Here is a 26,347-nt window from a genome sequence, read left to right as displayed (position 1 = left end):
GGAAAAACTCCTATCAGGGAGTACTCACAGCATGGACACGCCCGAACTGATCGGGGTCATAGCCGTCTCCTTCGCCCCTTTTTTGGTTTCGATTGGAGCAGTGCTCTCGACCGGAGGGCCCCGCAAATGGCCATTCCTCTCGTACGCGTTTTCGCTTTTAGCCGGCTTACTGGCCGGAAAGGGTTTCGGCTTTCTGCTGTGGTCCATTTGCTGGATCGTCGCGTGGGTATTCGCCGGAATTGCTCTGAAGGCGCGGGGGGAACCGTTCGATCCGAACCTCTTCACCAGAAACTACACAGGCCAGCGATGTTGAAGCCCTTTTCGACCCGCCTGATGATGCTTCACCGGGCGGAAGCCATGCAGCGTGAATGGTGCTGCACCTTTAGTCCTCGCAGAATACGGGCAGGTCGCGCACGCCCATCTCGCGCATCTCGCCGAAGGTGATCTTCCGGGCGGTGTGCGGTTCTCGCAGCGGACAGGCTTGGGCATGCCGCGATCAAAGCGCCGAGGTAGTCACCTTGCAAATCATCCCTGGCGGTTTAGTTTGCCATCGAGATTAGTCGTTTAAGCCATCGGAACACAGGTTTCGGTGTAGGTACTCTTGGTCTGCATGGTCGCAGCGTCCTAGGGATGAAGGGGCTCATGACGGTTGCTCCTCAGTAATGGCTGTGTCCCGCTTCTTTTTTCAACCGCCATTCTTCGTCTTGCCGATTTTGTAGGGGTCCAGCTTGGCGATCATCTTTGCATACGCTTCCTCGCTAACCTCGCGCCTAAAAGGTAGGCCCTTGCGATATGCGATAGGGGCCACGTAATGGCGTGCTTCACCTCCAAGCATCCGAAAATGTACTCGGCTGCCCTCGCAGCATCGCCGGGGCTGTATTCCCGCAAGTGGCACGTCTCCCGCAAGGGGAGAAGGAGGAGGCGGCGATCTCGTTCAAATCACTTCTGCGGCGGACCGAGATTCTGCAGCAGCAGGTCGATGTCCGGCACCTAAACTTTGTCGTGCGCGCGGTGCTCGCGCTGATCCTGGGTCTGGTCGTGAGCTTTCCAATCAAGAAATGGCCCTCGGCCGCGGCGCTGGCTGCTGCCTATCTCGTGCTGTCGGGCGCGGAGGTCGCGACCCAAAGATCGTTCGTCATGTAAGGCGCGGCATCGTTCGACTAAGATGGGCGGCCCAGGAACGCTGGACCCAGACCTGGCTGGCTGTAAGCGACGAGCGGGCCGCCTTGGTTAGCGGTCGCTACTGGCATCATCTCCGGCAGGAGCGGCCAGCCTAGTGCGGCGGCCGATCAAGAATTCCAGGACCGGCTCATTTCCAAGCTGGGCGAACTGACGCGTGTCGTCCTTCCTCAGGCTAAGTGGATTATGGGCTTGGAGCCGAGGCGCGGAACTCGCGCTGGCGTCCTATTCTGGGGCTTTTTACGTCGAGGGCACGAAGGGTGGCATCTATCAAGAATCGCGCACGAATTCCCTTTCTGTGTCATGAGGATAAGCGGGATTCCGCCCCTGGGCAACTAACTTTGCCACCGAGCGGGCTCCGTCAGGGTGGCAAGGCGCGCACGAACTTCGAAATGGATCGGGTCATCTGCCCTGACGCGCAGCGCGACGACAAATGCGGCCGGCGACATCGTCGAGATCGGGAGCGCGCTCGTCGAGATCCGCAACAAATCGATCGCCTTCCGGCACGAGATGCACAAGCGTCGACGACTATCACATGAGCTTGCCACGGGTTGAATTGAGCAACATTAACCAACCTGATGATAGGCGACTCAAGCCTGCGCGCCTCCCTTGATCGGCATCACCTTCTTGGGATCGAGCCAGTGGTCGATCCGATCAGCCCAATGCTGCATCAGCTTCGTGCGCGAGCCGATCAGCGCGAGCGGTCCGTGCTTCTTGTAGAGACCTTCCACAGTAGAGTTATCGAGATGCGCGAGTTGCAGCTCGACGACATCGCCATCCCATGCCTTGGCGTCCTTGATCTCTTCGTGGTGAGACAGGGTCGAGAACGTGGTCCGAAATCCGTGGGCACAATGATCAGTCTTGGTGTCAATGCCAAGCAGCCGCAAGCGCTTGTTGAGCGTGTTGTTTGATAGCGGCGCGTCCTTCGAGCAGGAAAACGCGTACCGGCGATGGCCGGTCAGCTTCTGAACGCTGCGCAGGATTGCGAGTGCCTGCCGTGACAAAGGCACGACATGGTCCCAGCCGGTCTTCATCTTGGTTGCTGGAATAGTCCAGCGTTCGGCATCCCAATCAACCTCGCTCCACTCCATTTCATTGACCATGCCGGGACGGGGAATGGTCAGCGCATCGAAGCGCAACGCAAGGCCAACAACGTCACCAAACCTCGCTCTCGTCCACGGTGCGTTGATAAGCTTGAAGACGCGCGTCACGTCACGTGGTTCGGTGACGCCGGGACGCGGCGTCGAGATGTTGGCAATCATCTGCCCATTCAGGTTACGGAATGGATTGTAGCCGTCGCCCTCGACATCGGCATAGTCGCAGATTTGCTCGCCGATGCTGCGCACGCGGTCGCGGGTTTCCAGCTTTCCTTCGGCTTCGTATGAACGCATGAACGCGAGCACGTCCGGACGCTTGATGTCCTGCCTGCTTAGCTTGCCGAAGCGATCCTTGACGTAGCCGACGCGGAGCTCAAGCACCTCGATGGTCTTGGGGTCGCGCACCGCGACGATCCTGCCGCGTTTGACTTTCTCCACCTTCTTCTTTGCGAGCCACTCGTCGGCCCATTGCCCGAAAGCTCGAGCGGCCGCCTGCCTGTGCTTGTCGAGCTGCTTCTCGGTGCTTGGGTCTTTGCCGTCCTTGAGCAGGACTTTGGCCTTGTCGCGCTCGCGCCGCGCGTCGGCGAGCGAGAGCGTGCCATCCTTGCCGTTGCCGTAAGGGCCGATGGAGTAGGTTTTCTGGCGGCCGTGGAAGCGATAGCCCATCCGCCAAAGCTTGGAAGCAGCGTTGCCGGGCCCGCTCTGGTCCGGCGTGACGAAGAGATAGAGGCCGCCGCCAGTCACGTCGGAAATCTTGGCGGGACTCCACGCGCCATTGTCGAATCTCGGTCGCGCAGCGCGGCAGTCGACGTCGGTTCTGATCTGCTCGGGGTTGGCGCACGCGCCACCGTTCTTGCGGGCCATCTGCTCAATTCCTTCGTTCGGAATAGCGAAAGTCGCCGTGAACGTTTGTTCTCCCGATACCAACACGATACCAACAAAAATACCAACAAATCGGGCGGCTGGGATCGGATGAGAACAAACGGTGTCGAACACCGATGTACGCGGAAGTGCCTATTTTTCAAGGGTTTCCGAGCACTGCGCGGACGGTTGCGGACGCTTTCGAACTGGTTTGAACAGCCTAGTTGGTGCCCCTGGCCGGAATCGAACCAGCACTCCTTGCGGAACTCGATTTTGAGTCGAGCGCGTCTACCAGTTCCGCCACAGGGGCCCTCGGTCGGCCCGTGGCTGGGCGTCGCGAAGCCGGCGGACTATAGCCATGGAAAAGACGGGGTCAACCCGCGCCAAAGTGATCCCGCGTGTTCTCGACAGGGGCTTCGACGGAGGCTAGAGGCTAGGTCGATTCTAGACGCCCAGAGGCTGCCGTGACGACGAAAAGTGCTGCAATACCAGCGTTCAGCTCGGCTGCCGCAAGTCCCGCGCTGACGGCTTCGGCGGCCGTCACCCTGATTGCGGCCGCTACCATCGCGGGCGCCTGGTTCTTCCAGCTCGTGCTGGAGATCCTGCCCTGCCCGCTGTGCCTGGAGCAGCGCTACGCCTACTATCTGGCGATCCCGCTCGGCGCGCTCACGGCGCTTGCCGCAAGAGGCGGCGCGCCGCGGCCGCTGCTCCTGGCCGGGCTCGCCGTGCTTGCGCTGGCGAGCTTGGCCAATGCCGGCCTCGGCACCTATCACGCCGGCGTCGAATGGGGGTTTTGGAAGGGCCCGACCGATTGCTCCGGTCCCGTTGTCAACCTCGGCTCGGCCTCCGATCTGCTGTCACGGCTCGACACGGTGAAGGTGATTCGCTGCGACGAGGTGCAGTGGCGTTTTCTTGGCCTCTCGCTGGCCGGCTACAACGTGCTCATCTCGCTTGCGATGGCGGCGATCGCGGCGTGGGGATTTGTCAAAACCGCGAAAAGCTAATCCCTCATGGTTCGAGACGTGCGCCTCAGGATGAGGATTGGCAGCTAATCATCCACGTCGTCCTGCGTGCGTCCGAACAGATGCACGATGCCGGGGGTTGCGATGGTCACGAACACGAAGCGTGACAGATGATGCGCGCCGACGAAGATCGGGTCGATGTGCAGGGTCAGCGCCAGCGCCAGCATCGCGTCCATCGCACCCGGCGCGAATGCGACGATGACGTCGGAAGATTTCACGTGGGTCGTCAGCGCCACGATCGCGACGAAGATACCGGAGACCGCGATCGCGATCGCGAACGAGCCGAGCGCCGCGTTGATGTGGCCGGCAAGGGTCTTGATCTTCATCCGCGCAAAACGGCTGCCGATCAGCGCGCCGATGCCGACCAGCGCCACGCCGCGTACCCAGTTCGGCAGGCCGCCTTCGATCCATCCCGCTCCGTGCAGCACGCTGGAGGCGATCATCGCACCGAACATCCAGCTCGCGGGAAATTTCGCGAGCCGCAACAAAAGCGATAGCGCGAGCGACGCGACGACGAGGATCAGGAGCTCGAACGGCGAGGCGATCGTGGTCGTGAGCGACGGCGCTGCCGAGGGCGCGACACCGCCGATCGCCAGCACCATCGGCAGTGCCGCGGTGAGGATGATCACGCGCATGGTCTGCACCACCGCGATCCCCGGCAGATCGGCGCCGCGTTCGACCGCCAGGATCGTGATCTGCGACAGCGCGCCTGGGCTTCCGGCGAGAAAAGCCGAGGTGCGGTCCCAGCCATGGATGCGTTGCAGGTAGTAGCTCGAGCCGAACGTCGAGCAGAAGGTCGCCAGCGCGAGCAGCCCGATCGTCAGCGGATAGGCGCTGACCTGCTGAATCAGATGACGTGAAACGACGGACCCCAGGGAGATGCCGAGCAGCACCAGCACGGTCTGCGTCAGGATCGGCGGTACCGCGAGCGGGCGGCCGGCGATCGCGGCGATCCCGACCGCGATCATGGCGCCGGATATCAATCCCCCCGGCAGGTTCGCGAACTGGAAGACCAGTCCGCCGACCGCGCCGATGACGAGCGTCTCGACCGCGCTTCTGATCTTGGCGCGGGACGGCGGCTCAATGGGCAGGGAGGCGGTGATCTGTTTCACACCGCCTTATGGCAAATCGGAAAGACGCGCACAATTGCGGCCATGTCATGCCGCAATGCGCGCTTCCAGGGGCGAATGTGACGGAATTACTTCGCGGCGGGGGCGGCGGTGCCGGCCTTCGCTTCCTTCATGCACTCGGAGCGGAATTTCTTGCGCTCCTTGCCGTGCAGGCCCTTCGCATCCGCCTGCTTGGAACATTCGAGCGATTCGGCCGAGTGCTGCTTCGGTGCCTTCTTGTCGGTCGTGGTGGCTGCAGTATCGCTCTTTGCGGCGGGCGCCGCGGTCTGCGCGAAGGCGGTGCCGGTGGCGAACAGGGAGGCGAGGGCGACGACGGCGAGGCGCGAGGCGAGGGTCATGTGTTGCACTCTTGGTTGCAAATTGAGAAGGCGGAGAACGTCGGCCCGCATTGCTGAACGCCACATGAATGGAGGGCGCACGGCGATCACTTAATTTTGGCCGCGAAAAGCATCGCTTCCTTGTCCAGTGCCGCCGACACGCTAGGATAGTGATCCCAATTTGCTTCCCCCGGGGCAGATCTAAGGAGGAGACGAGGATGACCAATCAGGCAAAATTGTTCTGCGCAATTGCGGCATCGAGCGTTGCGGCGTTGCTCGCGACCGCGCCGGCCCAGGCGCTGACCACGCAGGAATGCAGCGCCAAGTATCAGGCGGCCAAGAAGGACGGCACGCTTGGTAGCATGAAGTGGAATGATTTCCGGAAAGCCCAGTGCGGTGCGGATGCAAGCCCCGCCGCAGCTCCCGCTGCCGCCGCACCGGCGGCCCCGGCAGTAACTCCCGAACCTAAGCAGGCGAAGAAGGAAGCCGCTCCGCCCGCAACTGCGGCGCCGGCTGCCACTGGCCCCGCGATCTTCCCGAACGCGGTCGATCCGAAATACAGCAAGGAGACCGCCGGCAAGGCCCGCATGCATACGTGCGTCGACCAGTACAACGCCAACAAGGCGACCAACGGCAATGGCGGCCTGAAGTGGATCCAGAAAGGCGGTGGCTATTACAGCGAATGCACCAAGCGCCTGAAGGGCGCAGCCTAAGCTTTGAAGTAAGATGAGCGGCCGGGGCTATCCTCCGGCCGCTCAGTCGTTCGCCAGCAGCTTCTCGGCCGACTTTGCAATCATCTGTGCCCGCTTGCGCGGGCCACGCTCGACGAAGAGCATGCTCTGGCCGAACACGAAGCAGTAGAACAGGAAGGCCTGCGCATCGGCCTCATCGGCCCCGCGGCCCGCCTTGCGATAGAGTTCCGCGACATGTTTGAGGCGCGCCGCGTCGACGCTCGCCACCGCTGATGCCGCAGTCTCGTCGGCTCTCGCCCATTGCCGGATCGCAAGCTCGATCGCCATCGCGGCCGGGTTCATGCGTTCGGAATAAAGCTGGATCACCGCCTTCAGCCGCTCGCGCGGGCTTTGTCCGTCGAGGCTCGTCTGCTGCGCGATCGCTTCAGTGCGCCCCTCGCGCCAGCGTTCCAGCATCGCGCCAAGCAGTGCGGCGCGGTCGGCGAAGCGGCGATAGAAGCCGCCTTTGGTGACGCCGAGATTTTTCGCGAGCACCTCGACCCGCACGCCCTCGACCCCAGTGCGGGCAAGCTCCGCGAAGGCCGCCTCGACCCAGACATCGCCTTTGGCATCACTCATGAATTCGCCTCTCACCGAGGTTTGATACGGTGCCGTATTGCTAACCCGCCATGGCCCTGATACGCTACCGTATCAAAAATCAAAAGGCGGGCAAAAGGCGGGAACGGCGATGCAGGAGGCGACCTATCGCGGCACGGTCTATCCGTGGCAATGCGACCATGTCGGCCACATGAACATCATGTGGTATGTCGGCAAGTTCGACGAGGCCAACTGGAATCTGTTCGCGCGCCTCGGGTTGACGCCGAGCTATCTGCGCACCTCCGGCCGCGGCATGGCCGCAGTGCAGCAGAACATCACCTACAAGCGCGAGCTGCTCGCCGGCGACATCATCGAGGTCCGCAGCATCCTGCTCGAGGTCCGCGAGAAATTGATCCGCTTCCGGCACGACATGACCAACGCCGAGACCGGCGAGATATCAGCAACCTGCGAGATCACTGGCGTGCACATGGACCGCGAGGCCCGCAAGTCGACGCCATTCGACGCCGTGATCCGCGAGACTGCGATGCGGCATCTCGCCGAGCCGGTCATGGCGTGACGCGATGGCCACTTTCGAGCCGAAGAATCCGGATTTTCGCGCGGCCGCAGCCCGCCTGTTCGACGGACAGCCGGCGATGCGGACGCTCGGCATGTCGCTCGCGCACCTTGCGCCGGGCGAGGCGGCGCTGGCGATGGATTATGCAGCCGGCTTCACCCAGCAGAACGGCTTTGTCCATGCTGGCATCATCACCGCAGGCCTCGACAATGCCTGCGGCGTGGCCGCCTTCACGCTGATGCCGGGTGAGGCCGACATCCTCACCGTCGAGTTCAAGACGAACCTGCTCGCGCCGGCGCGGGGCGAGGGCTTCATCTTCAGGGCCGAGGTGGTCAAGCCTGGCCGCACGCTCACTTTCTGCGAGGCCAAGGCCTTCGCGCCGCAGGACGGTACGACGAGGCTGGTTGCGACCATGACCGCCACGCTGATGACGCTGATCCGCGGCGACGCCGCGCAGGCCGGCTCGCCCGCCTGAGCCAGAAGCAGGCGGGATGCCTGCAGTCGGTTTTTTCGGCTGTCATTGCCAGCGGGGCATTCTATATGCTTGTCCGTAACGTTTCTGCGCCTCTGGCCGTAGAAGTACCGACGGGCCGAATTGGGACGGGTTTATGACTGGACTTAAAGATAAACGGACGCGTCGCGAGGCGCTTGCGCTGATCGGAGCCGCTGCGGTGCTCGCAGGCGGTCTCCGGGTTGGCCGCGCCGCGACGGCCGATGACGATACGATCCTGACTGAAGCCGCCGTGCTGCGCGATCCCGACGTGCCCGTGATCGGCAATCGCGACGGCGACATCACCATCGTCGAGTGGTCCGACTATCAATGTCCCTATTGCCGACGCGTCGAGCCGGAGCTGCGCCAAATCGTCCAGGACGACGGCAAGGTCCGGCTGGTGCTGAAGGACTGGCCGATCCTCGGACCCGTCTCGGTGACTGCGGCGCGGCTGGCGCTCGCGGCCAAATTCCAGGACAAGTACGACCAGGCGCATGATGCGATGATGGGCGTGAACTCTCGCCTGACCGAGCCGCGCATCAACGAGCTGCTGGTGGGCGCCGGGGTCGACATGGATCGCCTCAAGCGTGATCTCACCGGCCGCGCCAAGGACATCGACGCGATCCTGAAACGCAACCACGATCAGGCCGTGGCCTTCGGCTTCAACGGCACGCCGTCCTTCATCGTCGGCAAATTCCGTGTGCCCGGCGTGCTCACCATGGCCGAGTTCGAGCAGGTGATCGCGGACGCGCGCAAGGCCAAGGCGGGCAAAGGCGACTGAGCGCCGCGCAGCAAGACAAGGGCGCCGTCGCGGATGGCGACGGCGCCCTGTCGATGGCTTGCTGAGTGCAAGCCGTTACTTCGACGAAATTCTCACCCAGTCCTTGTGCGCGCGATCAACGAGCGCGTCCCAATCGGCCTTCGCGACGTCCCAGTTGACGATGGTGCGACTGGTTGCAGCGACCTCGCTGTTGGCAGACGGCTGCATCGAATCGTGAATGTAGACGCCGATGCCGAGCAGCAGCGCGCCCAGGATCATTCCGAACAAAACTCTCATAGCGAACCTCCGGTGACCGGCAATAACGTTCAGTGCCGGACAAGAGTTCCCGGTCAGTGCGGCGAGGATAAGGACGACCTGTTCACGCGCCATTCAGCCATTGCAGCAGCTCCGCGTTGATCTCGCGCGGATAGCAATGGCTGAGATCGTCGATCTCGCGATAGGTGACGTCTGCGCCGGCGGCTGACAAGGCAGACTGGGTTTGCCGCGCGACCTGGACTGGAAACATCCAGTCGAGCTTGCCGTGAGTGATGAAAGTCGGCAGGCCCTGCAGGCGCGCGGCGTCCGCCATCTCCGCCATCAGCGGATGGAAGGTCGCCGAGACCGGCGCAAGATGCGTGAAGGGCGAGGCGGCCTCGAGGCCGCTGACATAGCAGAACGTGCCGCCGTCACTCATGCCGGTCAAAAGCAGGCGCGATGGATCGACATTCCACAGGCTGCGGACGGTTTCGAGGATGCGCGCGAGATTCGGCGTATCGGCGTCGTCGCCCATCAGCGCCCAGGTCGGCCCCGTCGCGGTCGGCGCGATCAGGATCGCACCGATGCTGCGCGCATCGCGCAGCCAGCTCCACAGGAAGCCGCGGCCATTGCCGCTGCCGCCATGCAGCGCCATCACCAGCGGCCAGGACCGCTCGGGCGTGTAATATTCCGGCACGTAGAGCGAGTAGCCGCCGCGGCTGCCGGGTTCGTTGTTACGATGGAAGATGCCGGTCTGCCCGGTGGGAGCCGCGGCCAGCCGGCCCAGGAGATTCTCGTCCGCGCGCATCTCGGCGTTGAGAAAGAAGCTGCTCACCGGCGGAAATTTTTGAGCAAGCGGATAGAGCGCTTCCTGCGCACGCGGCACGTGCCGCAGCGCGCGGAAGACGGCGACGAGATCACCATTGCCGGTTTGAGCCGTCCGCAGGCCAACGAATGCGCCGAGCGTTTCCTCGCATGCGCGATAAAGCGAGCTTCGCATGTCGGCAAAGGCGTCTGGCCATTCGGAAAGCTGCGACCGCGCGGCCTGCAAGGTCTCGTCCGGCGTGCCGATCGCAGACATGACGGAGTCGAAGGCTGGCGGGTGCAAATGCCGCGCGACGAAGCCGAGCGCGTTCAACGCATCGAGCAGCGGCGGCAGCACGGCCACGATGTCATCGACCACGGCCTCGCTCATCGGCTCGCGTTCCTGTCCGGCTTTGGCGCAGCCTTAATCAGTGCAGCCTCGGTGCCTTCAACAGCTTCATGCGGTCGGTCGAGGTCACCGTCACGTCGAAGGTGACGCCTTCGTGGTGCACCGTCAGCGGCACATCGACGCCCGCCGTGCCGAGCGACCACAGTTTGCGATAGAAGCCCGTCTGGCTGGTCACCTTCTCGCCATCGACGGCCAGGATGACGTCGCCGGTCTTGAGCTCGGCGCGCGCCGCTGGCCCGTTCGAGGAGATGCCGATGATCACCACGCGGCGATCGATCTCGGTCGAAAACAACCCGAGCCACGGCCGTGCCGGCTTGTTGACGCGGCCGAATTTACGCAAATCGTCCAGGATCGGCGTGAGCAGATCGATCGGCACGACCATGTTGACGTGCTCGGCCTTGCCATCGCGTTCGCGCTCGAGTTGCAGCGAGCCGATCCCGATCAGCTCGCCGCGATCGTTGAACAGCCCCGTGCCACCCCAGTTCGGATGGGCAGGATAGGTGAAGATCGCTTCATCCAGGAGATATTCCCAGTAGCCGGCGAATTCCTGTTTGGCCACGATCTGGCTCGCGACCGATCGCGTGCGCCCGCCGGCACCGCCGACCACGACGCGGTCGCCGGTTCTGGTCGCGGCCGACGAGCCGAGCGGAACTGGCGCGAGGTCGAGCTTGCCGAGCGCCTGCACCAGGCCGAAGCCGGTGACCTGGTCGAAACCCAGCACATGGCCTTCCATCACGCGTCCGTCGCCGAGATGCAGCCATACGGCTTCCGCCTCGGTAATGAGGTAGCCGATGGTCAGCACCAGTCCGTCATCGATCACGATGCCATTGCCGGCGCGCTCGGTGCCGAGCGTCTCGGCGCTGAAGGCATCCGCCGGGATGATGGAATGCAGGCCGACGACGGAGGAGAGCACACGGTCGAGATCGAATCCGTAGTCACCGGCACGCGGCTGATGTGCCGGCGGCACTCTCCATTCGGTCAGAGCGGGCATGGAGTTCTCTCCTTGCGAGTCTCTTGGCCTGGGCGTTCCAGCATTTGCGGCAACGAGCAAGGCGCGAAGTACGGTCAATGTAAGCCTCGAAGGGCTGTCTTGAAAGACCGTCGGAACAGACGGCCAACGCGAATTGATGAAATTGGTGTCACAACTCGCGTGCCGCTTCGGCCGCATGGCAGGTGTCCCGGCCGGTGCTAGGCGGGCTGAAGCGAAGCTGCTAACCATTGCCGCTTCTCGTTTTGACCAAGGGATCACGGACCGAAGCATGGACAACCGCAGCGATATCTGGCGTGGCATTGATACGATCAAGGCGCGTTTCATCGACTTGAGCGACAAGGTCTGGGGAACGCCGGAGGTGTGCTACACCGAGGCGCGCTCGGCCGCCGAGCATCTTGCCGAGCTGCGGCATCAGGGCTTCCGCATCACCGAGAATGTCGCGGATATTCCGACCGCGCTGATAGGCGAGTGGGGCGAGGGCGGTCCGGTCATCGCTTTCATGGGCGAATATGACGCGTTGCCGGGTCTCAGCCAGGAGGCGGGCGTCGCGGAGCACCGTCCGGTCGAGACCGGCGGCCATGGTCACGGCTGCGGTCACAATCTGCTCGGCTCTGCCGCGCTGCTAGCGGCGACGGCGGTGAAGGACTGGCTCGCCGAGCACAAGGTGCCCGGCCGCGTGCGTTATTACGGCTGCCCGGCAGAAGAAGGCGGCGCGGCCAAGGCCTTCATGGTGCGCTCCGGCGCGTTCGAGGACGCCGACATCGCGATCACCTGGCATCCGCACAGCTTCTGGGAAGTGGCGGTGACGCCGTCGCTCGCCAACACGCGTGCCGATTTCATCTTCACCGGCCGCACCTCGCATGCGGCGGCTTCGCCGCATCTGGGCCGCTCCGCACTCGACGCGGTCGAATTGATGAACGTCGGCGTCAACTACATGCGCGAGCACATGCCGAGCGACGCGCGCGTTCATTATGCGCTGCTCGACACCGGCGGCATCGCGCCGAACGTGGTGCAGGCCCATGCCCGCGTGCGCTACTCCATTCGCGCCCGGGATCTGCCCGGCATGAATGAACTCGTCGAGCGCGTGAGCAAGATCGCGCAGGGCGCTGCCCTGATGACCGAGACCAAGGTGGAGATGAAGATCATTTCCGCCGTCTCCAACATCCTGCCCAATGCGCCGCTGGAGCAGGCGCTGCACCGGGTCATGGAAGAGCTCGGACCGCCGCATTTCGACGATGCCGACAAGAATTTCGCCGGCCAGATTCGCGCAACGCTGAGCGACAAGGATATCGCGTCGGTCTATTACGCGATCGGCATGGAGCCGACGGAGCGGCCGCTCGCCGACTTCCTGGTGCCGCTCGATGCCAAGCGCAATCCGCTGGTCGGCTCGACCGACGTCGGTGACGTAAGCTGGGTGGTGCCGACGGTGCAGGTCCATGCACCGACGGTTGCAATCGGCACGCCGTTCCACACCTGGCAGGTGGTGGCGCAGGGCAAGAGCCCGCACGCCCACAAGGCGATGGTGCAGGCCGCCAAGGCGATGGCCGGTCTCGGCATCAAGGCGCTGACGGAGCCCGAGCTGATCAAGGAAGCGAAAGCGGACCTGAAGAAGCGCACGGCAAAGACACCTTATGTCTGTCCGCTGCCTGATCATGTTGCGCCACCGCTGGATATGTCCGTGGCGTAGAATTCTGTCTCGTTACTTCGTCTGATCTGCCGAACAAATTTTCCGCAGTGCAACGTTGATAAGCGGGCGTTTTGCTACCGAATTGCCGAACGGTTGGGCGGCGGAACAGAGTTTTGCCCAAGAGACAGCCAGAAGACCGTTTGCATACACACGGTCGCAGTTGACGTACGCCCCATTCGGTGTGCCATCTACCGCCAGCAAACCCGGCGGCCGCTCTTGCGGCCGCCTGCATCCATTTCGGAACCAGACGGGGGACAACCATGCTGGACAAGAAACTGCGCGCAATGATCGACAAGGTGGCGGACGGCCGGATGGATCGCCGCGCCTTCATTCAGCGCATGGCCGCTGTCGGCCTGACCGCCCCGCTGGCCAACCAGATCCTCGCGCTCGGCGGCGTCGCCATGGCCGAGGGTCCCTCGACCTACAAGCCCACCAAGCGCGGTGGCGGCGGCGCACTGAAGCTGCTGTGGTGGCAGGGCCCGACCCTGCTCAACCCGCATTTCGCGACCGGCACCAAGGACCAGGACGGCTCGCGCCTGTTCTATGAACCGCTCGCCTGCTGGGATCCCGACGGCAACATGAAGCTGGTGCTCGCCGCCGAGATCCCCTCGATCCAGAACGGCGGTCTCGCCGCCGATGGCAAGTCGGTGACCTGGAAGCTCAAGCCCGGTGTCAAATGGCATGACGGCAAGCCGTTTACCGCCGACGACGTCGTGTTCAACTGGGAATATGCCAAGGACCCCGCGACCGCAGCGACCAGCATTGCCGTCTATCGCGATATCACGGTCGAGAAGATCGACGATCTCACGGTCCGTATCCTGTTTCCCAAGCCGACCCCGTTCTGGGCCGACGCCTTCGTCGGCGCTGCGGTCGGACCGATCATCCCCAAGCATTTGTTTGAGGCGTACAAGGGCGCCAAATCCCGTGAAGCGCCGAACAACCTCTCGCCGGTTGGCACCGGCCCGTACAAGTTCATCGAGTTCAAGCCGGGCGATCTCGTGCGCGGCGAGCTCAATCCCGACTATCACATGCCGAACCGTCCCTATTTCGACACGCTCGAGATGAAGGGCGGCGGCGATGCCGTCTCGGCGGCGCGTGCCGTCATCCAGACCGGCGAATATGATTTCGGTTACAACATCCAGGTCGAAGACGACGTGCTGCTTCGCCTGGAGAAGGGCGGCAAGGGCAAGGCGGTCTACGCTGTCGGCGGCGATACCGAGTTCATCGTGCTGAACTCCACCGATCCCAACACCGAGGTGGACGGCGAGCGCTCCTCGATGAAGACCAAGCATCCGCTGTTCTCGGATCCCGCGGTGCGCAAGGCACTGACGATGCTGGTCGACCGCGAGGCGGTCAAAAAGGCGATCTACGGCCGCGCCGGACGGACCACCGCGAACTTCCTCAACGGTCCCGAAAAGTTCGTGTCGAAGAACAACACCTGGGAATTCAATATCGAGAAGGCGGCGAAGGTCCTCGACGACGCCGGCTGGAAGCCCGGTGCGGACGGCATTCGCGAGAAGGACGGCAAGAAGCTGAAGCTCCTCTACCAGACCTCGATCAACGGCCCGCGCCAGAAGACCCAGGCCATCGTCAAGCAGGCCTGCCAGAAGGCCGGTATCGACGTCGAGCTGAAATCGGTCGTCGCCTCCGTGTTCTTCTCCTCCGACGTCGGCAATCCCGACACCTATCCGAAGTTCTATGCGGATATGGAGATGTTCCAGATCCCGATGAGCCAGCCCGACCCGGCCCAACACATGCGCCGCTACATCTCGAGCAACGTCGCCACCAAGGAGAACAAGTGGCAGGGTCCCAACTTCACGCGTTGGGCCAACAAGGACTACGACGCGATCATCGAAGCCGCGGAAGGCGAGATGGATCCGATCAAGCGCGCGGAGCTCTACATCAAGGCCAATGATCTCCTGATCAAGGAGGTCGTCTTCATCCCGGTGCAGCATCGCCTCAAGGTGGAAGCCGCCGCCAATAACCTCGTGTGTATCGTCAGCGGCTGGGCCAACGAAACCGACAACCTGTTCGACTGGTACCGGGAGGTATGAGCGCGGGGCGTAGACGGGGTCTTTCCCTATGAGTCAGTATGTCCTGCGTCGCGTCTTGATCGCCATTCCGAGCCTGCTCGGCATCTCGCTCGTGTTGTTCGTGGTGCTGGCGCTTGCTCCGGGCGATCCGTTCTCGGAGCTGGCGACCAATCCGAACGTGCCGGCCGAAGTCGCAGCCTCCCTTCGGGCGAAGTTCGGCCTCGATGATCCGATCTATCTTCGCTACCTGCACTGGATCTCGGCCATGGCGCATGGCGACTGGGGCTTCTCCTTCGTCAGCCGGATGAACGTCGACCAGCTCATCCTCCAGCGCCTGCCGGCGACGCTCTACGTGGTCGGCTCGGCGCAGATCCTGGCGCTCCTGATCGCCATACCCGTCGGCGTCTACGCGGCGACCAAGCCATATTCGCTGTTCGACCAGATCGCCAACACGCTCGCCTTCGTCGGCTTCTCGCTGCCGACCTTCTTTACCGGCATCCTGTTCATCCTGATCTTCTCGGTCACGCTGGACTGGCTGCCCCTGGTCTACACCACCGATGTCAAGGGGACCGGGATCCACTGGGTGCTCGAGATGATCCGGCAGGCGATTATGCCTGTGGCGGTGCTCGGCCTGTTCCAGGCGGCTTCCATGACGCGCTTCGTGCGCTCGGCGATGCTCGATGTGATCCGGCTCGATTACGTCACCACCGCCCGCGCCAAGGGGCTCGGACAGGCCAAGGTGATCGTCAAGCACGTGATGCGCAACGCGATGATCCCGGTCGTCACGCTCATTGCGTTGCAGATGCCGGCCGTGTTCGGCGGCGCCATCGTCACCGAGCAGATCTTCCGCATCCCCGGCATCGGCTCGCTGCTCATTTCCTCCATCCTCGCCAACGACACGCCGGTGGTGATGGCCGTCACCTTCGTCTTCGCGTGCCTCGTTGTGCTGTTCAATCTCATCGCGGACGTCCTGTATGGCTGGCTTGACCCTCGCATCTCCCTCCGCTGAGACGGCCACCGAGCGGGCCGCCTACTCGCCCTGGCGCGAGACGTGGCGGCGTTTTCGCCGCCATCGGCTCGCCGTGCTCAGCGCGTTCCTGCTGCTGCTCCTGATCCTTGCGGTGCTGGTCGGCCCGTTGCTCTGGCGGGTCAAGATCAACGATATCGACATCGTGGCTGGGCTCCAGGGACCCTCGCTCGCCCACCCCTTCGGCACCGACGATCTCGGCCAGGACCTGCTGGCGCGCATGATCTACGGTGGCCGCATCTCGCTTGCGGTGGGCCTTGCCGCGATGCTGGTCTCGGTATTCGTCGGCACGCTGATCGGCGCGCTCGCCGGCATGTCGCGCGGTGCGCTCGGACATGGCCTGATGTGGCTCACCGATCTCTTCCTGTCGCTGCCGCCATTGCCGCTCTTGCTCCTGCTCATCTATCTCTTCCGCGACGGGCTGAAGGCGATGTTCGGCCCCGAAGGCGGCATCTTCATCCTGATCGTGCTCGTGATCGGCGGCCTGCGCTGGATGCCGGTCGCCCGTCTCGTGCGCGCGCAGTTCCTGTCGATCCGCGAGAAGGAATTTGTCGAGGCGGCACGCGCGCTCGGGTCGAGCCCGGTGCGGCAGGTGGTGCGCCACATCCTGCCCAATGCCGTGGGGCCGGTAATCATTGCTGGCACCATCGACGTCGCGGCCGCGATCATCGCGGAATCGACGCTGTCCTTCCTCGGCCTCGGCTTTCCGCCGGATACCCCGACCTGGGGACGGCTGCTCTATGATGCCAAGGATTTTCTCGACATCGGCCCGCACTGGGCGCTCTTTCCGGGCAGCGCGATCTTCATCGCGGTGGTCGCCATCAACTTTATCGGCGACGGCCTGCGTGACGCGCTCGATGCGCGACGGGTGATCTGATGGCGCCGCTGCTCGAAATCAAAGGGCTCAAGACCCACTTTTCGACCGACGACGGCATTTTGCAGGCCGTCGACGGCGTCGACATCTCCATCAACAGGGGCGAGACGCTCTGCGTCGTCGGCGAATCCGGCTGCGGCAAGACCGTGACCGCGATGTCGATCCTGAAGCTGATCGCGATGCCGCCCGGCCGCATTGCGGCCGGCCAGATCATCTTCGAGGGCCGCGATCTCGTGCCGCTGACGAGCAACCAACTGGACGACATCAGGGCCAAGGAGATCGGCTTCATCTTCCAGGAGCCGATGACCTCGCTCAACCCGGTGCTGACCGTCGGCGAGCAGATCGCCGAGAGCCTGCGCCGCCACGAGGCAGTGACCAGGAAGCAGGCGCTCGAGCGCACCATCGAGATGCTGAAGCTGGTGCAGATCCCGAATGCCGAAGGCCGCGTGCACAATTATCCGCACCAGTTCTCCGGCGGCATGCGCCAGCGCGTGATGATCGCGATGGCGCTCGCCTGCAAGCCCAAGCTCGTTATCGCCGATGAACCCACCACCGCGCTTGACGTCACCATCCAGGCGCAGATCCTCGATCTGCTCCAGGACATGAAGGAGCGTTTTGGCATGGCGGTGATGCTGATCACCCATGCCATGGGCGTCGTCGCCGAGACCGCACAGCGCGTCGTCGTGATGTATGCCGGCAAGGTGGTCGAGGAGGCGCTCGTCGACGACCTGTTCGGCGATCCCCGACACCCCTATACGCAAGGCCTGATCCGTTCGATCCCGCGCATCGATCTCGACAGCGAGCACAAGACGCGCCTCGAGGCGATCGGCGGCTCGGTGCCGATCCTGATCAATCCGCCGGTCGGTTGCCGCTTCGCACCGCGCTGCCGCCACGCCATGAGCATCTGCACCGAGAAGGAGCCGCGTTTGCGCGAAATCGCCCCCGGCCACCGCATGGCCTGTCATCTGGGAGACGCGTCATGAGCGAACCCTTGCTGCGGGTCTCGGGCCTCAAGAAGCATTTTCCTGTGCTCGGCGGCCTGTTGTCGCGCCAGGTCGGCAGCGTCTATGCGGTCGACGGCGTGTCGTTCTCGGTCAATCGCGGCGAGACGCTTGGTCTCGTCGGCGAATCCGGCTGCGGCAAGTCCACGACGGGACGCTGCGTGCTGCGCCTGATCGAGCCGACCGACGGCGAGGTGGTGTTCGACGGCCAGGACGTGCGCAAGCTCGGCGGCAATGATCTGCGCGCGATGCGGCGGAACATGCAGCTCGTGTTCCAGGACCCGTTCGCCTCGCTCAATCCGCGCATGACCGTGGGCGCGATCCTCGGCGAGGCCTTCACCATCCATAACCTTGCGTCATCGGCCAAGGAGCGCGAGGAGCGCGTAGCAGGCCTCCTGGTGAAGGTCGGGTTGAAGGCCGAGCACATGCGGCGCTACCCGCACGAATTCTCCGGCGGCCAGCGCCAGCGCATCGTGATTGCACGCGCGCTCGCGGTCGAGCCGAAACTGATCGTCTGCGACGAGCCGGTCTCCGCGCTCGACGTCTCGATCCAGGCGCAGGTGATCAACCTCTTGGAGGATCTCCAGGCCGAGCTGAACCTCACTTATCTCTTCGTCGCGCACGACCTCTCGGTGGTCGAGCACATCTCCGACCGCGTGGCCGTGATGTATCTCGGCCGCATCGTCGAACTCGCGAAAGCGAGCGATCTCTACCGCAACCCGCAGCATCCCTATACCAAGGCGCTGCTCTCGGCCGTGCCGGTGCCCGATCCCAAGCTCAAGCGCAACCGCATCCGCCTCAAGGGCGACGTACCGAGCCCGATGAATCCGCCAAAGGGCTGTCACTTCCACACCCGCTGCCCGATTGCCCAGCCACGCTGCTCAGAGAGCTCGCCGGAGCTGAAGGAAGGGGCGGGCGGTCACGCCGTGGCGTGTCATCTGGTCTGACGGATGCGCTGAGTCACAGCGGCCCAACGCAAATGCAATGCGTGCACCGGCACGGGATTTCAGCGAATGAATGCGTTCGAGTTAGGCACTTCGATCGATTCTCTACCATTCGTCGACGGAAAGCCAACGCTGTGCGCGGCCTTTTATGTGACCCTTTATTTTGAAGACGGGCACCTCGAAGAAAAGCGCCAAGCCTGTATCGACTTGTTCGAGGATTACTCCAAAATGGGTGGAGAGGCGTTCAAGTGGCGTTGGTGTACTGATCCCAAGAGCCACAGATGGAGGCGTTTTGCACCAGACTATCACCCCCGCTGCTGGCACTTGGAGCTACAGGGAAACGTCTGGCAGTACTGCTATCACTCTGGCGAGACCTACGACAACTGTGCGCCTTGGCGAATCTGCGCATTCGGCTATCCATTGTCGGCTCCGGGACACAAGTTGAGTTACTTCAATGCTGCCTGGCCGGTCAGCTGGCTTACAGACTTCTCTTCTTCCAAGGTAGCTACGTTCGTTGAAAATTGGTGCGCGCGTCTTCAGCCGTTGCATGGTAGCGGCGGCATTTGTGTCTTGTCCCCGCTTGACACAACGAGGGAGGCGCAGATGGCACCGCATGTGCGCGGTTTAGCGGAGCGATTTCCAGGTGTGGAGGTCGATTATCCAGCTAGCCATGCGCTTTACCTCCAAGACGGCATCAAGGGCGTCAATTGGCTAACTTGTCTTGGAGAACGCTGGATCGCGAAATTGGGAGGGGTGTCCAATCTCAAGAGCGCCCTAAGTGAGGAGCTCACCCTTCATGAGTATGCAGGCGGCGTGCTAATTCAGGCTGGTGCAATGCCTCAGATCGGGGACGCCTGCCTTCCGCAATACCGGCGGATGTCTCGTCTCCTGAAGCCGGTTCGTGTCCAGGATCATGGTGCCTTTCCCGGATTTGACAAAGAGGCTACCCGAGCGTGGTTCAATCGCTTCGACTAGGTGATACATCGCCCTGAAAATCCTTACGGCGGCGTGTCAACTGGCTTGACGAAGCAGAACGCCGATGAAGGCCTAGAGAAGGTCGTAGTCCGAAAGTGCCTGCCTGAAGGCCTTCGCAGAGGTGTGTCAGAGCTGCGTGCCGTCGCGATTGGCGCGCTTACCGCTTGTCGCGCAGGCCGTAATCCGCAAGTGCCTACCGGAAAGCCGCTGTCGACGTGTGGTGATGAGCGAACAGGCCTGCTTCCCGCGCGCCGGCGACATTCTCCGCGAGGTCGTCGACGAAGAGAACCGCCTCAGGCCTCGCCCGCAGCTCCGACAGGCAAAGGCGGTAGCATCGCGGGTCCGGCTTCGCCGCCTTGAACTGGGCGGAGGTGCAGGAGCTGGCGAACCAGGGAGAAGCCGATCACAGCGATCAGCAGGACGAGGCCAACGACGTAGGTCATTCGCACGGCGGCCGCCCGGCGCCAGGGGGCTAGCACGTCATCCTGCGACTTGCTCGCGAGCACCATCAGGGGGTGTTGGTCGCTTCGTTGATAGTAACTCAAGCGCTGCACGCCATCGAGCGGCGACTTGAAATAGTAGACAGAGGCGGCGGGCCGGCTGCTCCACTGTTTGAACAACGGTGCATTGGACAAGTCACGTCCGACATAGCTTGCGCCGCTCTCGTCGTGGCTGCGCGCCAGCATGATGCCGTCATTGTTGAGCAGCGACGCCGAGCCGTTCGCTCCGACGTCGAATCGCTCATAGAACTTGACGAAATAGGCCACGTCGATCGTGATCAGGGCGACGCCGGCAAAACTGCCGTCAGGATGGTTGAAGCGCCGCGATGCCGTGACGATCCACTGGCCGCCGGAACGGCTCCTGATCGGCCGGCCGATCAAGGTGCTGCGGTCCGTCGAGGCACGTACTCGAGCGGACGATTCCCCGATGTTTCGACGGATTATCGTGGGGCGACGTTAACCGTGCCGCCGCTCGCGCAGCGGTCGCGCTTTTTGTGCCAGGCTCACGCTTCCAGCGTGAAGCCGACGCGCAGCGTGACCTGGTAGTGTCGGACGGTGCCGTTCTCGATATGGCCGCGCGTCTGCACGACCTCGAACCATTTCATCTCACGGATGGTTTTTGCAGCGCGGCTGATCGCGTTCTGGATCGCGTCCTCGATCGACTTTTCCGACGATCCGACCAGTTCCAGGATCTTGTAGACGTGATCCTTGTCTTGAGCGGGCATGACGAACCTCCATGAGTGGCGGCAGGGCGCAAGTCAGGATTTCCGTCTGTAGAGACTAAACTGCGCCTGAACGAAGTCCAGAGGTGAACTCGGGTGAACGCGCAGCCTGCACGCGGGTTTCTAGTCGGGCACATGGAGGGCATCGCCGAGGGCACTGCGCGGCAGGTGACCCGCGCTGCCGTCATGAACGGCTGCCTCATCGCGCAACAGCCATCGCAGCTGCAGCGCGAGCACGGCCATCAAGGCAAAGCCGGCCATGGCGGGCGCGGCTTGCTGACCCGACGCCTGCGTCGACAGCACGAGCCCATAGGCGCCGGCGAGCAGGATCAGCCCGAACAGGGTGCTGCGTTCGCGCGGCGCCGCGATGCGGACAAGGTCGGGCAGGGCGAGCGCAAGGCCGATCCCCAGCATCGGCAGGTCGTAGTCGTAGGCGTAGGGGCTGATCATCACCGAGGCCATCGCGGTGACGCCGAGCGCGAAGGCAGGGGAGATCGCGCGATAAGCGCCGAGCACGACCGCGAGCAGTGCGAGGGCCGCGACGCCGACCTGTGCCCAGAAGGCACCCGCAGCGGGAACGCCTGCCGTGTGCAGCGCCGCAAAGGCCGAGATCATCCGGAAGAGCTGATAGTAGCCTTGATCGAGATAGCTCGCCGATTCCTTCACCGAGCCGATCAGCGCGCTCCAGATTTGCGGTCCGAAGATGAGCGTGCAAACAAGCGAGCTCACCAGGACCACTGTTCCGGCAGCGGTAATCGCAGTCCAGCGGCGCGTCGCCAGCAGATAGACGGCGGCGGCAATCGCAAGGTGCGGCTTGATCACCATCGCGCCGAGCGCAAGGCCTGCAAGCACCGGGCGCTTCTGCAAGGTGAGGCAGAACAGGCCGATCAGCGCACCGGTAAGAAAGCCGTTCTGGCCGCAGCCGATCGTGACCGCGAGCGCGGGAAACGAGATGATCAGGACTTGCACGAGATTCTCGCGAGCGATCGCGCGCAGCGTGACGAGATAGAGCGCGAGCGTTACCGCGGTGAACAACAGATACGCTGCGCCGACCGGCAGCAAAGCGAGCGGCGCAAGCAGCAGGTCGAATTGCGGCGGATAGGTCCAGGGCATCACCCCGGTCGTGCCGCCAGCCGCCTCCCCCTGCATCCTGCCGAAGGTCGCGAGCCGATAGACCTCGCCGACATCGCCGAGCCAGACCCGCTGCGCCACGATGTGAAACGCGTCGAAATCGGCGAGCTCGCGCAAGTGCCAGGGACCGACCCGCGCGAACCAGAACATCTTGACGGCAACGAGCGCCGCCAGCGCTGCGAGGATAACGCGCACATAGATCGTCCGCCGCGACGGCGAGGACTGAATCTGCTCCAGCGCTTCGGCAAGCATGACGATCTCGGGCCCGGCGGCGGCGTGCAGCACCCTGCATCGCCCATCAGGCCCAAGATTGCCGTGCGAGGCTTAAAGGACAGTAACGAACCTGAAAGGATTTTGCGACCGCGAGGCGCGGCCTATCGGCCTTGCGATTGGGCCTCGCGCGCCAGCCGTTCCGCCCTCAGCCGCTCCATGTTGGAATAGAGCGCCTTCTGCGCAGCCTCATGCTCACGCATGGCCTGCTCCGCGTCAGCCCGTCGTGCCTCATCGCGCGCCCTGCGCTCGTCAGGCGTGAGAATGCGGGGCGGTCGTACCGAATGATCAACTGTCATGGGAATATAACGCACGGCAGGCCGGCGGGTTCCCATCGCCCACCATGCGCTTAAACTAGCGCCAGCGCCCGAAGTCACCGGTCGGATCCGCAGGTTCGCGCTTCTCCGGCCAGAAATCGCCGGTTGGGCCGGCCGGCCCGCGCTCGCGCATCTGCTCCGCTACCTTGCACACCTTTGTCAGCATCGTCTCGGTATTCTTGTGGCCGCTCTTGAGCTGGTCGGTAATCCCCGTCGGAATCCCGCATGTCGTCGCATGCGAATCCACAAATTTGATGAGACCGCTCTCGGCCTGGCTGAAATCCCCGATCAGCTTGCAGGCTTCATCCGGCGGCGCATGCCGATCGCTGGCGGACTTGATCAGCTTGCCTCGCCTTTCGGCCTCTTCGCGCAGGGGAAGAAATTCTTTCCTGCATTCGTCAGCGATCGATGGTGGCTTGATGCCGGACAGAGGCGCGGTTGCGGCTCCAGTGCCGCTCGTGGCCGTGCCGTCCGGCCCGTTCGTCTGCCCGGGTAACGGCGCTGGAAACGGATCCTGCGCCTGTACGCCAGCTGCGGTAATGGCCAGGATCGCGGAAACTGCAAACCAGTTTATGAGGCTGCGTGAGGTCAACGCCGGTTCTCCGCCAGATGACGCGCGGATCCTATGGATCCAACTCCGTATCCCAGTAGAGATAGTCGAGCCAGCTATCGTGCAGATAGTTCGGCGGGAAGAGGCGGCCGTTGCGGTGGAGCTGGTGGACGGTCGGCGCGAACGCCGTCTGCCTCGGAAACATCTTTGCCTGCGCCGGCGTCAGATTGCCCTTGCGCAAATTGCAGGGCGAGCAGGCCGCGACCACGTTCTCCCAGGTGGTCTGGCCGCCTTTGCTGCGCGGGATGATGTGATCGAAGGTGAGGTCCTCGGGCGAGCCGCAATATTGGCAATTGAAGCGGTCGCGAAGGAAGACGTTGAAACGGGTAAAGGCAGGATGGGTGGTCGGCTTGACGAAGGATTTGAGCGAGACGACGCTCGGCAGCTGCATCTCCAGCGTCGGACTTCGTACCGCCTGGTCGTAATGCGCGACGATGTTGACGCGATCGAGAAACACCGCCTTGATCGCGTCCTGCCACGACCAGAGAGACAGCGGGTAGTAGCTCAGCGGCCGGAAGTCCGCATTCAGCACCAAGACCGGCCAACTGCCTTGCGAGACATGTGCGTTCAAGTAACGCTCCTGGCCTCCATATCGCTGCGAAGCAGCATGTGTTGACATACTACATGCAGCGTGACGGGATTGTGAAGCCCGCTGAGCGACTTATTCAGGCCCGCCGCGCGCCGGAACGCGCTGCAAAAAAGCCGCTTTTCGGGGAAGCGCGACCGCCGCGCGCGTCGTCCGCCCGATCTGCCGTTCTCCGCCGGCGTGCCGCCGATGGCGCTGTTCCAGGACGAGTCGCCGGCGCGCCGCTCCGGGACAACAAGTCGTGATCAGGAAGGTATGCGGCACCGCAGCCCGGGGGACGATGACCTGCCGCTGCGTTCCCAATGACGCGTGGTCAGCGCACCCGCTCCAGCTTCTGCAGGCACCGCGTGGCGCGCACCACCGCCGGCATCTCATCGTCGGGAAAGCTGGTCTTCCAGTCGGTGACGCCGACCTCGCCGACATAGATGTCGCCTTTCGAGTCCAGTGCGATGCCGTGCGGTGCCAAGAACTTGCCGCTCGCGATTCCCGGGCCGTCCTCGCCACCGAGCCGCGCGATGCGCTTTCCCTTGGCATCGACGATCGACAGCCGCGGCCCGAGATTGGGCACCTTGCGGTTGACGGCCATACCGGGCCCGAGTTCGCCGATCACGAAGGTTGGCTGCTTGCCGCCGCAGCAGCACAGCGCACAAGGCCGGTGCAGGTTGTTCCACTGCGTCTCGTATCGTCCGTTGCCGTCGAACACCTGCACGCGGTGGTTCTCGCGGTCGGCGACGTAGACATAACCGTCGGCATCGGCGGCGATGTTGTGAACGATGTTGAACTGCCCGGGATCGGTGCCGGGCTCGCCCCAGCTCATCATCAGCTTGCCGTCTGGCGTGAACTTGTGGACGCGCGCATTGCCGTAGCCGTCGGAGACGTAGATCTCGCCGTTCGGCGACAGCGCGGTGTGGGTGCAGCGGTGGAACGGATCGCCGCTCATGAACGGCGCAGGCTTCTCGGGGATGCCGATCGTCAGCAGCACCTTGCCGTCGGTCGTGCATTTGCGCACGGTGTGGTCGCCATCATCGGTGCAATAGAGATTGTCGTCGGCGTCGACATGCAGACCGTGCGCGCGGGCAAACAGTCCTTCGCCCCAGCTGCGCAGGAAATTGCCCTCGCGGTCGAGCACCACCATCGGATGGGCGCCGCGGTTGAAGACGTAGATGCGGTCCTTGCTGTCGACCGCGACGGAAGCGACATCCGTGAGCTGCCAGCCATCCGGCAGCTTCGCCCAGTTCTCGACGACACGGTAACGATGCTCGCCCGAGCCGAGTATGGCCGGCATTGGTGTCCTCCCTCTTTTTGTCGCCGTAGCGCTTCCGTTGTACCCATATCGTCATTGCGAGCGAAGCGAAGCAATCCAGTCTGTCTCTGCGAAACGATTCTGGATTGCTTCGTCGCAAGTGCTCCTCGCAATGACGATGGGGCTCAGGTCGTGCGCGCGGGCGTCGCCATGTCCCGCCCCAACATCCCTTGTTCGATCGCCTTGATCTGGAGCGCCAGGAACCTCGAATTGATGCGGCATTGCGCGAGGCTGCCGGCGATGAACCACAGGCCGGGCTGCTTCGTGCGCGCATACATGTTACGCAGCTCAAAACCGTCGCCAAAGCCCCAGATCGGGCCGACGCGATCGGCAACGGCATCGCCGAACAGCTTTCGCACCAGATAGGCTTGCGGCTTGTAGCCGGTCGAGAGCACGATGAGGTCGGCCGGGATGATCCCGCCGTCCTTCGTCCGCGCGCCCTCGGCGACGAAGCTTTCGATGTCCTCGAATTGCCTGAGCCCGACCTCGCCCTTCACGATGAGATCGGAGCAGCCGACGTTGAAATAATAGCCGCCGCCGCGAGTGAGGTATTTGAACTGCCAGCCGGTTCCGCCTTCGCCGAAATCGAGCTTGAAGCCGACGCGAGTGAGACCGTCGAGCAGCTCCTTGTCGAGCGCTTTCGACTGCTCCGTCAGCATCACGTGGGTCTTCTTCGTGAGCGGCGTCGGCATCGAGGTCGCGATCAGGTCGTTGTCCTCGAGCGTGCCCTCGTTGTAGGTCGCGTAGGCGAGCTGTGCCGAGGGTTCGATATTGGTGACCAGCGTCGGCGAGCGCTGCACCAGCGTCACCTCCGCACCGCTGGAGTAGAGATCCTGCGCAATGTCGTGGCCGCTGTTGCCGGTGCCGATGACGATCGCGCGCTTGCCGGTCCAGCTCTCGCCGTCCTCATAGCGGCTGGAATGCACGAGTGGGCCGTTGAAATTTTTCAGGCTCGGAATATCGGGCATGCTCGGGATGCCGCTGACGCCGGTTGCCATCACGACATGGCGCGGATGCATGGTGCGCGTGGTGCCGTCGGCACGGCGTAGCGTGACCGTCCAGCATCCCTTCGCATCGTCGTAGGTGCCGCCCTCGAACTCGGTGCCGGTCCAGTAGTTCAGCTCCATCGCCTCGACGTAAGCCTCGAACCAGTTCGCGAGCTTGTCCTTGGGGATATAGACCGGCCAGTTCGGCGGGAACGGCATGTAGG

28 protein-coding genes, 1 tRNA gene and 3 pseudogenes are annotated in these 26,347 nt (G+C 63.4%); 15 read left to right on the top strand and 17 right to left on the bottom strand.

Annotation, left to right across the window (positions count from 1 at the left end):
- The first annotated feature begins 31 nt into the window (after positions 1–31).
- The 3 genes and pseudogenes from Q2941_RS33835 to Q2941_RS33825 form a co-directional block, all read left to right on the top strand.
- Positions 32–313, top strand: coding sequence for a hypothetical protein (locus Q2941_RS33835; RefSeq protein WP_458195142.1), 282 nt, complete (start codon positions 32–34; stop codon positions 311–313).
- 575 nt (positions 314–888) lie between these two features.
- On the top strand, positions 889–1,143 hold the full coding sequence (locus Q2941_RS33830; protein ID WP_458195141.1) for a ComEC/Rec2 family competence protein: 255 nt from the start codon (positions 889–891) through the stop codon (positions 1,141–1,143).
- 44 nt (positions 1,144–1,187) lie between these two features.
- Positions 1,188–1,356, top strand: a pseudogene (locus Q2941_RS33825) (SDR family NAD(P)-dependent oxidoreductase); the annotation flags it as partial.
- A 413-nt stretch (positions 1,357–1,769) separates the two neighbouring features.
- Here the strand turns inward: Q2941_RS33825 and Q2941_RS33820 are convergent.
- Positions 1,770–3,140: a tyrosine-type recombinase/integrase gene (locus Q2941_RS33820; RefSeq protein WP_458195140.1), complete on the bottom strand. Its 1,371-nt coding sequence runs from the start codon at positions 3,138–3,140 to the stop codon at positions 1,770–1,772.
- A 222-nt stretch (positions 3,141–3,362) separates the two neighbouring features.
- Positions 3,363–3,447 (bottom strand) — tRNA-Leu (locus Q2941_RS33815).
- Positions 3,448–3,601: 154 nt separating this feature from the next.
- Between Q2941_RS33815 and Q2941_RS33810 the strand changes: the two genes are divergently transcribed.
- Complete coding sequence (locus tag Q2941_RS33810) at positions 3,602–4,141, top strand: disulfide bond formation protein B (protein ID WP_254110650.1); 540 nt, start codon at positions 3,602–3,604, stop codon at positions 4,139–4,141.
- A 44-nt stretch (positions 4,142–4,185) separates the two neighbouring features.
- Here the strand turns inward: Q2941_RS33810 and Q2941_RS33805 are convergent, their stop codons facing one another.
- Positions 4,186–5,271, bottom strand: a complete 1,086-nt coding sequence (locus tag Q2941_RS33805; RefSeq protein ID WP_458195139.1) for an AbrB family transcriptional regulator — start codon at positions 5,269–5,271, stop codon at positions 4,186–4,188.
- A gap of 86 nt (positions 5,272–5,357) precedes the next feature.
- Positions 5,358–5,627 (bottom strand): PsiF family protein, encoded by a 270-nt coding sequence (locus Q2941_RS33800; protein ID WP_027522116.1) that lies wholly within the window; start codon positions 5,625–5,627, stop codon positions 5,358–5,360.
- A gap of 197 nt (positions 5,628–5,824) precedes the next feature.
- Between Q2941_RS33800 and Q2941_RS33795 the strand changes: the two genes are divergently transcribed.
- Positions 5,825–6,319: a hypothetical protein gene (locus tag Q2941_RS33795; RefSeq protein ID WP_027522117.1), complete on the top strand. Its 495-nt coding sequence runs from the start codon at positions 5,825–5,827 to the stop codon at positions 6,317–6,319.
- Between the two features lie 42 nt (positions 6,320–6,361).
- Here the strand turns inward: Q2941_RS33795 and Q2941_RS33790 are convergent, their stop codons facing one another.
- Positions 6,362–6,916 carry a TetR/AcrR family transcriptional regulator gene (locus Q2941_RS33790; protein WP_458195138.1) on the bottom strand — a complete coding sequence of 185 codons (555 nt, stop codon included), beginning with the start codon at positions 6,914–6,916 and terminating at the stop codon, positions 6,362–6,364.
- A 109-nt stretch (positions 6,917–7,025) separates the two neighbouring features.
- On the opposite strand from Q2941_RS33790, the gene Q2941_RS33785 reads away from it, so the two are divergent.
- From Q2941_RS33785 to Q2941_RS33775, 3 genes are all read left to right on the top strand, one after another.
- The gene (locus Q2941_RS33785) at positions 7,026–7,451 is read left to right on the top strand and encodes an acyl-CoA thioesterase (protein WP_027522119.1); all 426 of its coding nucleotides are present in this window, start codon (positions 7,026–7,028) and stop codon (positions 7,449–7,451) included.
- 4 nt (positions 7,452–7,455) lie between these two features.
- Positions 7,456–7,923 (top strand): PaaI family thioesterase, encoded by a 468-nt coding sequence (locus tag Q2941_RS33780; RefSeq protein WP_254110652.1) that lies wholly within the window; start codon positions 7,456–7,458, stop codon positions 7,921–7,923.
- A 133-nt stretch (positions 7,924–8,056) separates the two neighbouring features.
- Positions 8,057–8,719: a DsbA family protein gene (locus Q2941_RS33775; protein WP_254110653.1), complete on the top strand. Its 663-nt coding sequence runs from the start codon at positions 8,057–8,059 to the stop codon at positions 8,717–8,719.
- Positions 8,720–8,794: 75 nt separating this feature from the next.
- Here the strand turns inward: Q2941_RS33775 and Q2941_RS33770 are convergent, their stop codons facing one another.
- The 3 genes from Q2941_RS33770 to Q2941_RS33760 form a co-directional block, all read right to left on the bottom strand.
- Entirely contained in the window at positions 8,795–8,995 is a 201-nt protein-coding gene (locus Q2941_RS33770; protein WP_254110654.1) for a hypothetical protein, read from the bottom strand.
- A gap of 82 nt (positions 8,996–9,077) precedes the next feature.
- Positions 9,078–10,148, bottom strand: coding sequence for a carboxylesterase family protein (locus Q2941_RS33765; RefSeq protein WP_458195137.1), 1,071 nt, complete (start codon positions 10,146–10,148; stop codon positions 9,078–9,080).
- Positions 10,149–10,185: 37 nt separating this feature from the next.
- Complete coding sequence (locus tag Q2941_RS33760) at positions 10,186–11,157, bottom strand: S1C family serine protease (protein WP_027522124.1); 972 nt, start codon at positions 11,155–11,157, stop codon at positions 10,186–10,188.
- A 268-nt stretch (positions 11,158–11,425) separates the two neighbouring features.
- On the opposite strand from Q2941_RS33760, the gene Q2941_RS33755 reads away from it, so the two are divergent.
- The 7 genes from Q2941_RS33755 to Q2941_RS33725 all read left to right on the top strand — a co-directional run bounded on the left by Q2941_RS33755 (position 11,426) and on the right by Q2941_RS33725 (position 19,698).
- Positions 11,426–12,844: a M20 family metallopeptidase gene (locus tag Q2941_RS33755; protein ID WP_027522125.1), complete on the top strand. Its 1,419-nt coding sequence runs from the start codon at positions 11,426–11,428 to the stop codon at positions 12,842–12,844.
- A gap of 260 nt (positions 12,845–13,104) precedes the next feature.
- Complete coding sequence (locus Q2941_RS33750; protein WP_458195136.1) at positions 13,105–14,898, top strand: peptide ABC transporter substrate-binding protein; 1,794 nt, start codon at positions 13,105–13,107, stop codon at positions 14,896–14,898.
- 28 nt (positions 14,899–14,926) lie between these two features.
- Positions 14,927–15,886, top strand: coding sequence for an ABC transporter permease (locus Q2941_RS33745; protein WP_027522127.1), 960 nt, complete (start codon positions 14,927–14,929; stop codon positions 15,884–15,886).
- A complete protein-coding gene (locus tag Q2941_RS33740; RefSeq protein ID WP_458195134.1) occupies positions 15,852–16,781 on the top strand; it encodes an ABC transporter permease in 930 nt (309 codons plus the stop codon). Before Q2941_RS33745 ends, Q2941_RS33740 begins: the two co-directional genes overlap by 35 nt.
- Positions 16,781–17,761, top strand: a complete 981-nt coding sequence (locus Q2941_RS33735) for an ABC transporter ATP-binding protein (protein WP_027522129.1) — start codon at positions 16,781–16,783, stop codon at positions 17,759–17,761. The genes Q2941_RS33740 and Q2941_RS33735 overlap by 1 nt, the downstream gene beginning before the upstream one ends.
- Complete coding sequence (locus Q2941_RS33730) at positions 17,758–18,726, top strand: ABC transporter ATP-binding protein (protein WP_458195133.1); 969 nt, start codon at positions 17,758–17,760, stop codon at positions 18,724–18,726. The genes Q2941_RS33735 and Q2941_RS33730 overlap by 4 nt, the downstream gene beginning before the upstream one ends.
- Positions 18,727–18,792: 66 nt before the next feature.
- Positions 18,793–19,698 (top strand): type VI immunity family protein, encoded by a 906-nt coding sequence (locus Q2941_RS33725; RefSeq protein ID WP_458195132.1) that lies wholly within the window; start codon positions 18,793–18,795, stop codon positions 19,696–19,698.
- Between the two features lie 193 nt (positions 19,699–19,891).
- On the opposite strand, the pseudogene Q2941_RS33720 reads toward Q2941_RS33725, so the two are convergent.
- The 9 genes and pseudogenes from Q2941_RS33720 to Q2941_RS33680 form a co-directional block, all read right to left on the bottom strand.
- A pseudogene (locus Q2941_RS33720) lies at positions 19,892–20,092 on the bottom strand (HAD-IA family hydrolase); the annotation flags it as partial.
- Positions 20,076–20,603, bottom strand: a pseudogene (locus Q2941_RS33715) (diguanylate cyclase); the annotation flags it as partial. The pseudogenes Q2941_RS33715 and Q2941_RS33720, both read right to left, overlap by 17 nt.
- Positions 20,604–20,701: 98 nt before the next feature.
- A complete protein-coding gene (locus Q2941_RS33710; protein WP_027522131.1) occupies positions 20,702–20,923 on the bottom strand; it encodes a dodecin in 222 nt (73 codons plus the stop codon).
- 120 nt (positions 20,924–21,043) lie between these two features.
- Positions 21,044–22,336, bottom strand: coding sequence for a glycosyltransferase family 87 protein (locus tag Q2941_RS33705; RefSeq protein ID WP_458195131.1), 1,293 nt, complete (start codon positions 22,334–22,336; stop codon positions 21,044–21,046).
- An 89-nt stretch (positions 22,337–22,425) separates the two neighbouring features.
- Complete coding sequence (locus Q2941_RS33700; RefSeq protein WP_458195130.1) at positions 22,426–22,620, bottom strand: hypothetical protein; 195 nt, start codon at positions 22,618–22,620, stop codon at positions 22,426–22,428.
- Positions 22,621–22,675: 55 nt separating this feature from the next.
- Complete coding sequence (locus tag Q2941_RS33695) at positions 22,676–23,230, bottom strand: hypothetical protein (protein ID WP_458195129.1); 555 nt, start codon at positions 23,228–23,230, stop codon at positions 22,676–22,678.
- 31 nt (positions 23,231–23,261) lie between these two features.
- Complete coding sequence (locus tag Q2941_RS33690; protein WP_027522133.1) at positions 23,262–23,819, bottom strand: HNH endonuclease; 558 nt, start codon at positions 23,817–23,819, stop codon at positions 23,262–23,264.
- A 328-nt stretch (positions 23,820–24,147) separates the two neighbouring features.
- Entirely contained in the window at positions 24,148–25,119 is a 972-nt protein-coding gene (locus tag Q2941_RS33685; RefSeq protein ID WP_458195128.1) for a peptidyl-alpha-hydroxyglycine alpha-amidating lyase family protein, read from the bottom strand.
- A gap of 143 nt (positions 25,120–25,262) precedes the next feature.
- A partial coding sequence (locus Q2941_RS33680; RefSeq protein WP_458195127.1) for an NAD(P)-binding domain-containing protein occupies positions 25,263–26,347 on the bottom strand: 1,085 nt, incomplete at its 5' end.

The organism is Bradyrhizobium sp. UFLA05-153, from assembly GCF_054185185.1.
The sequence above is the reverse complement of the archived record's forward strand: the minus strand, read 5'-3'. Positions and strand labels throughout refer to the sequence as shown.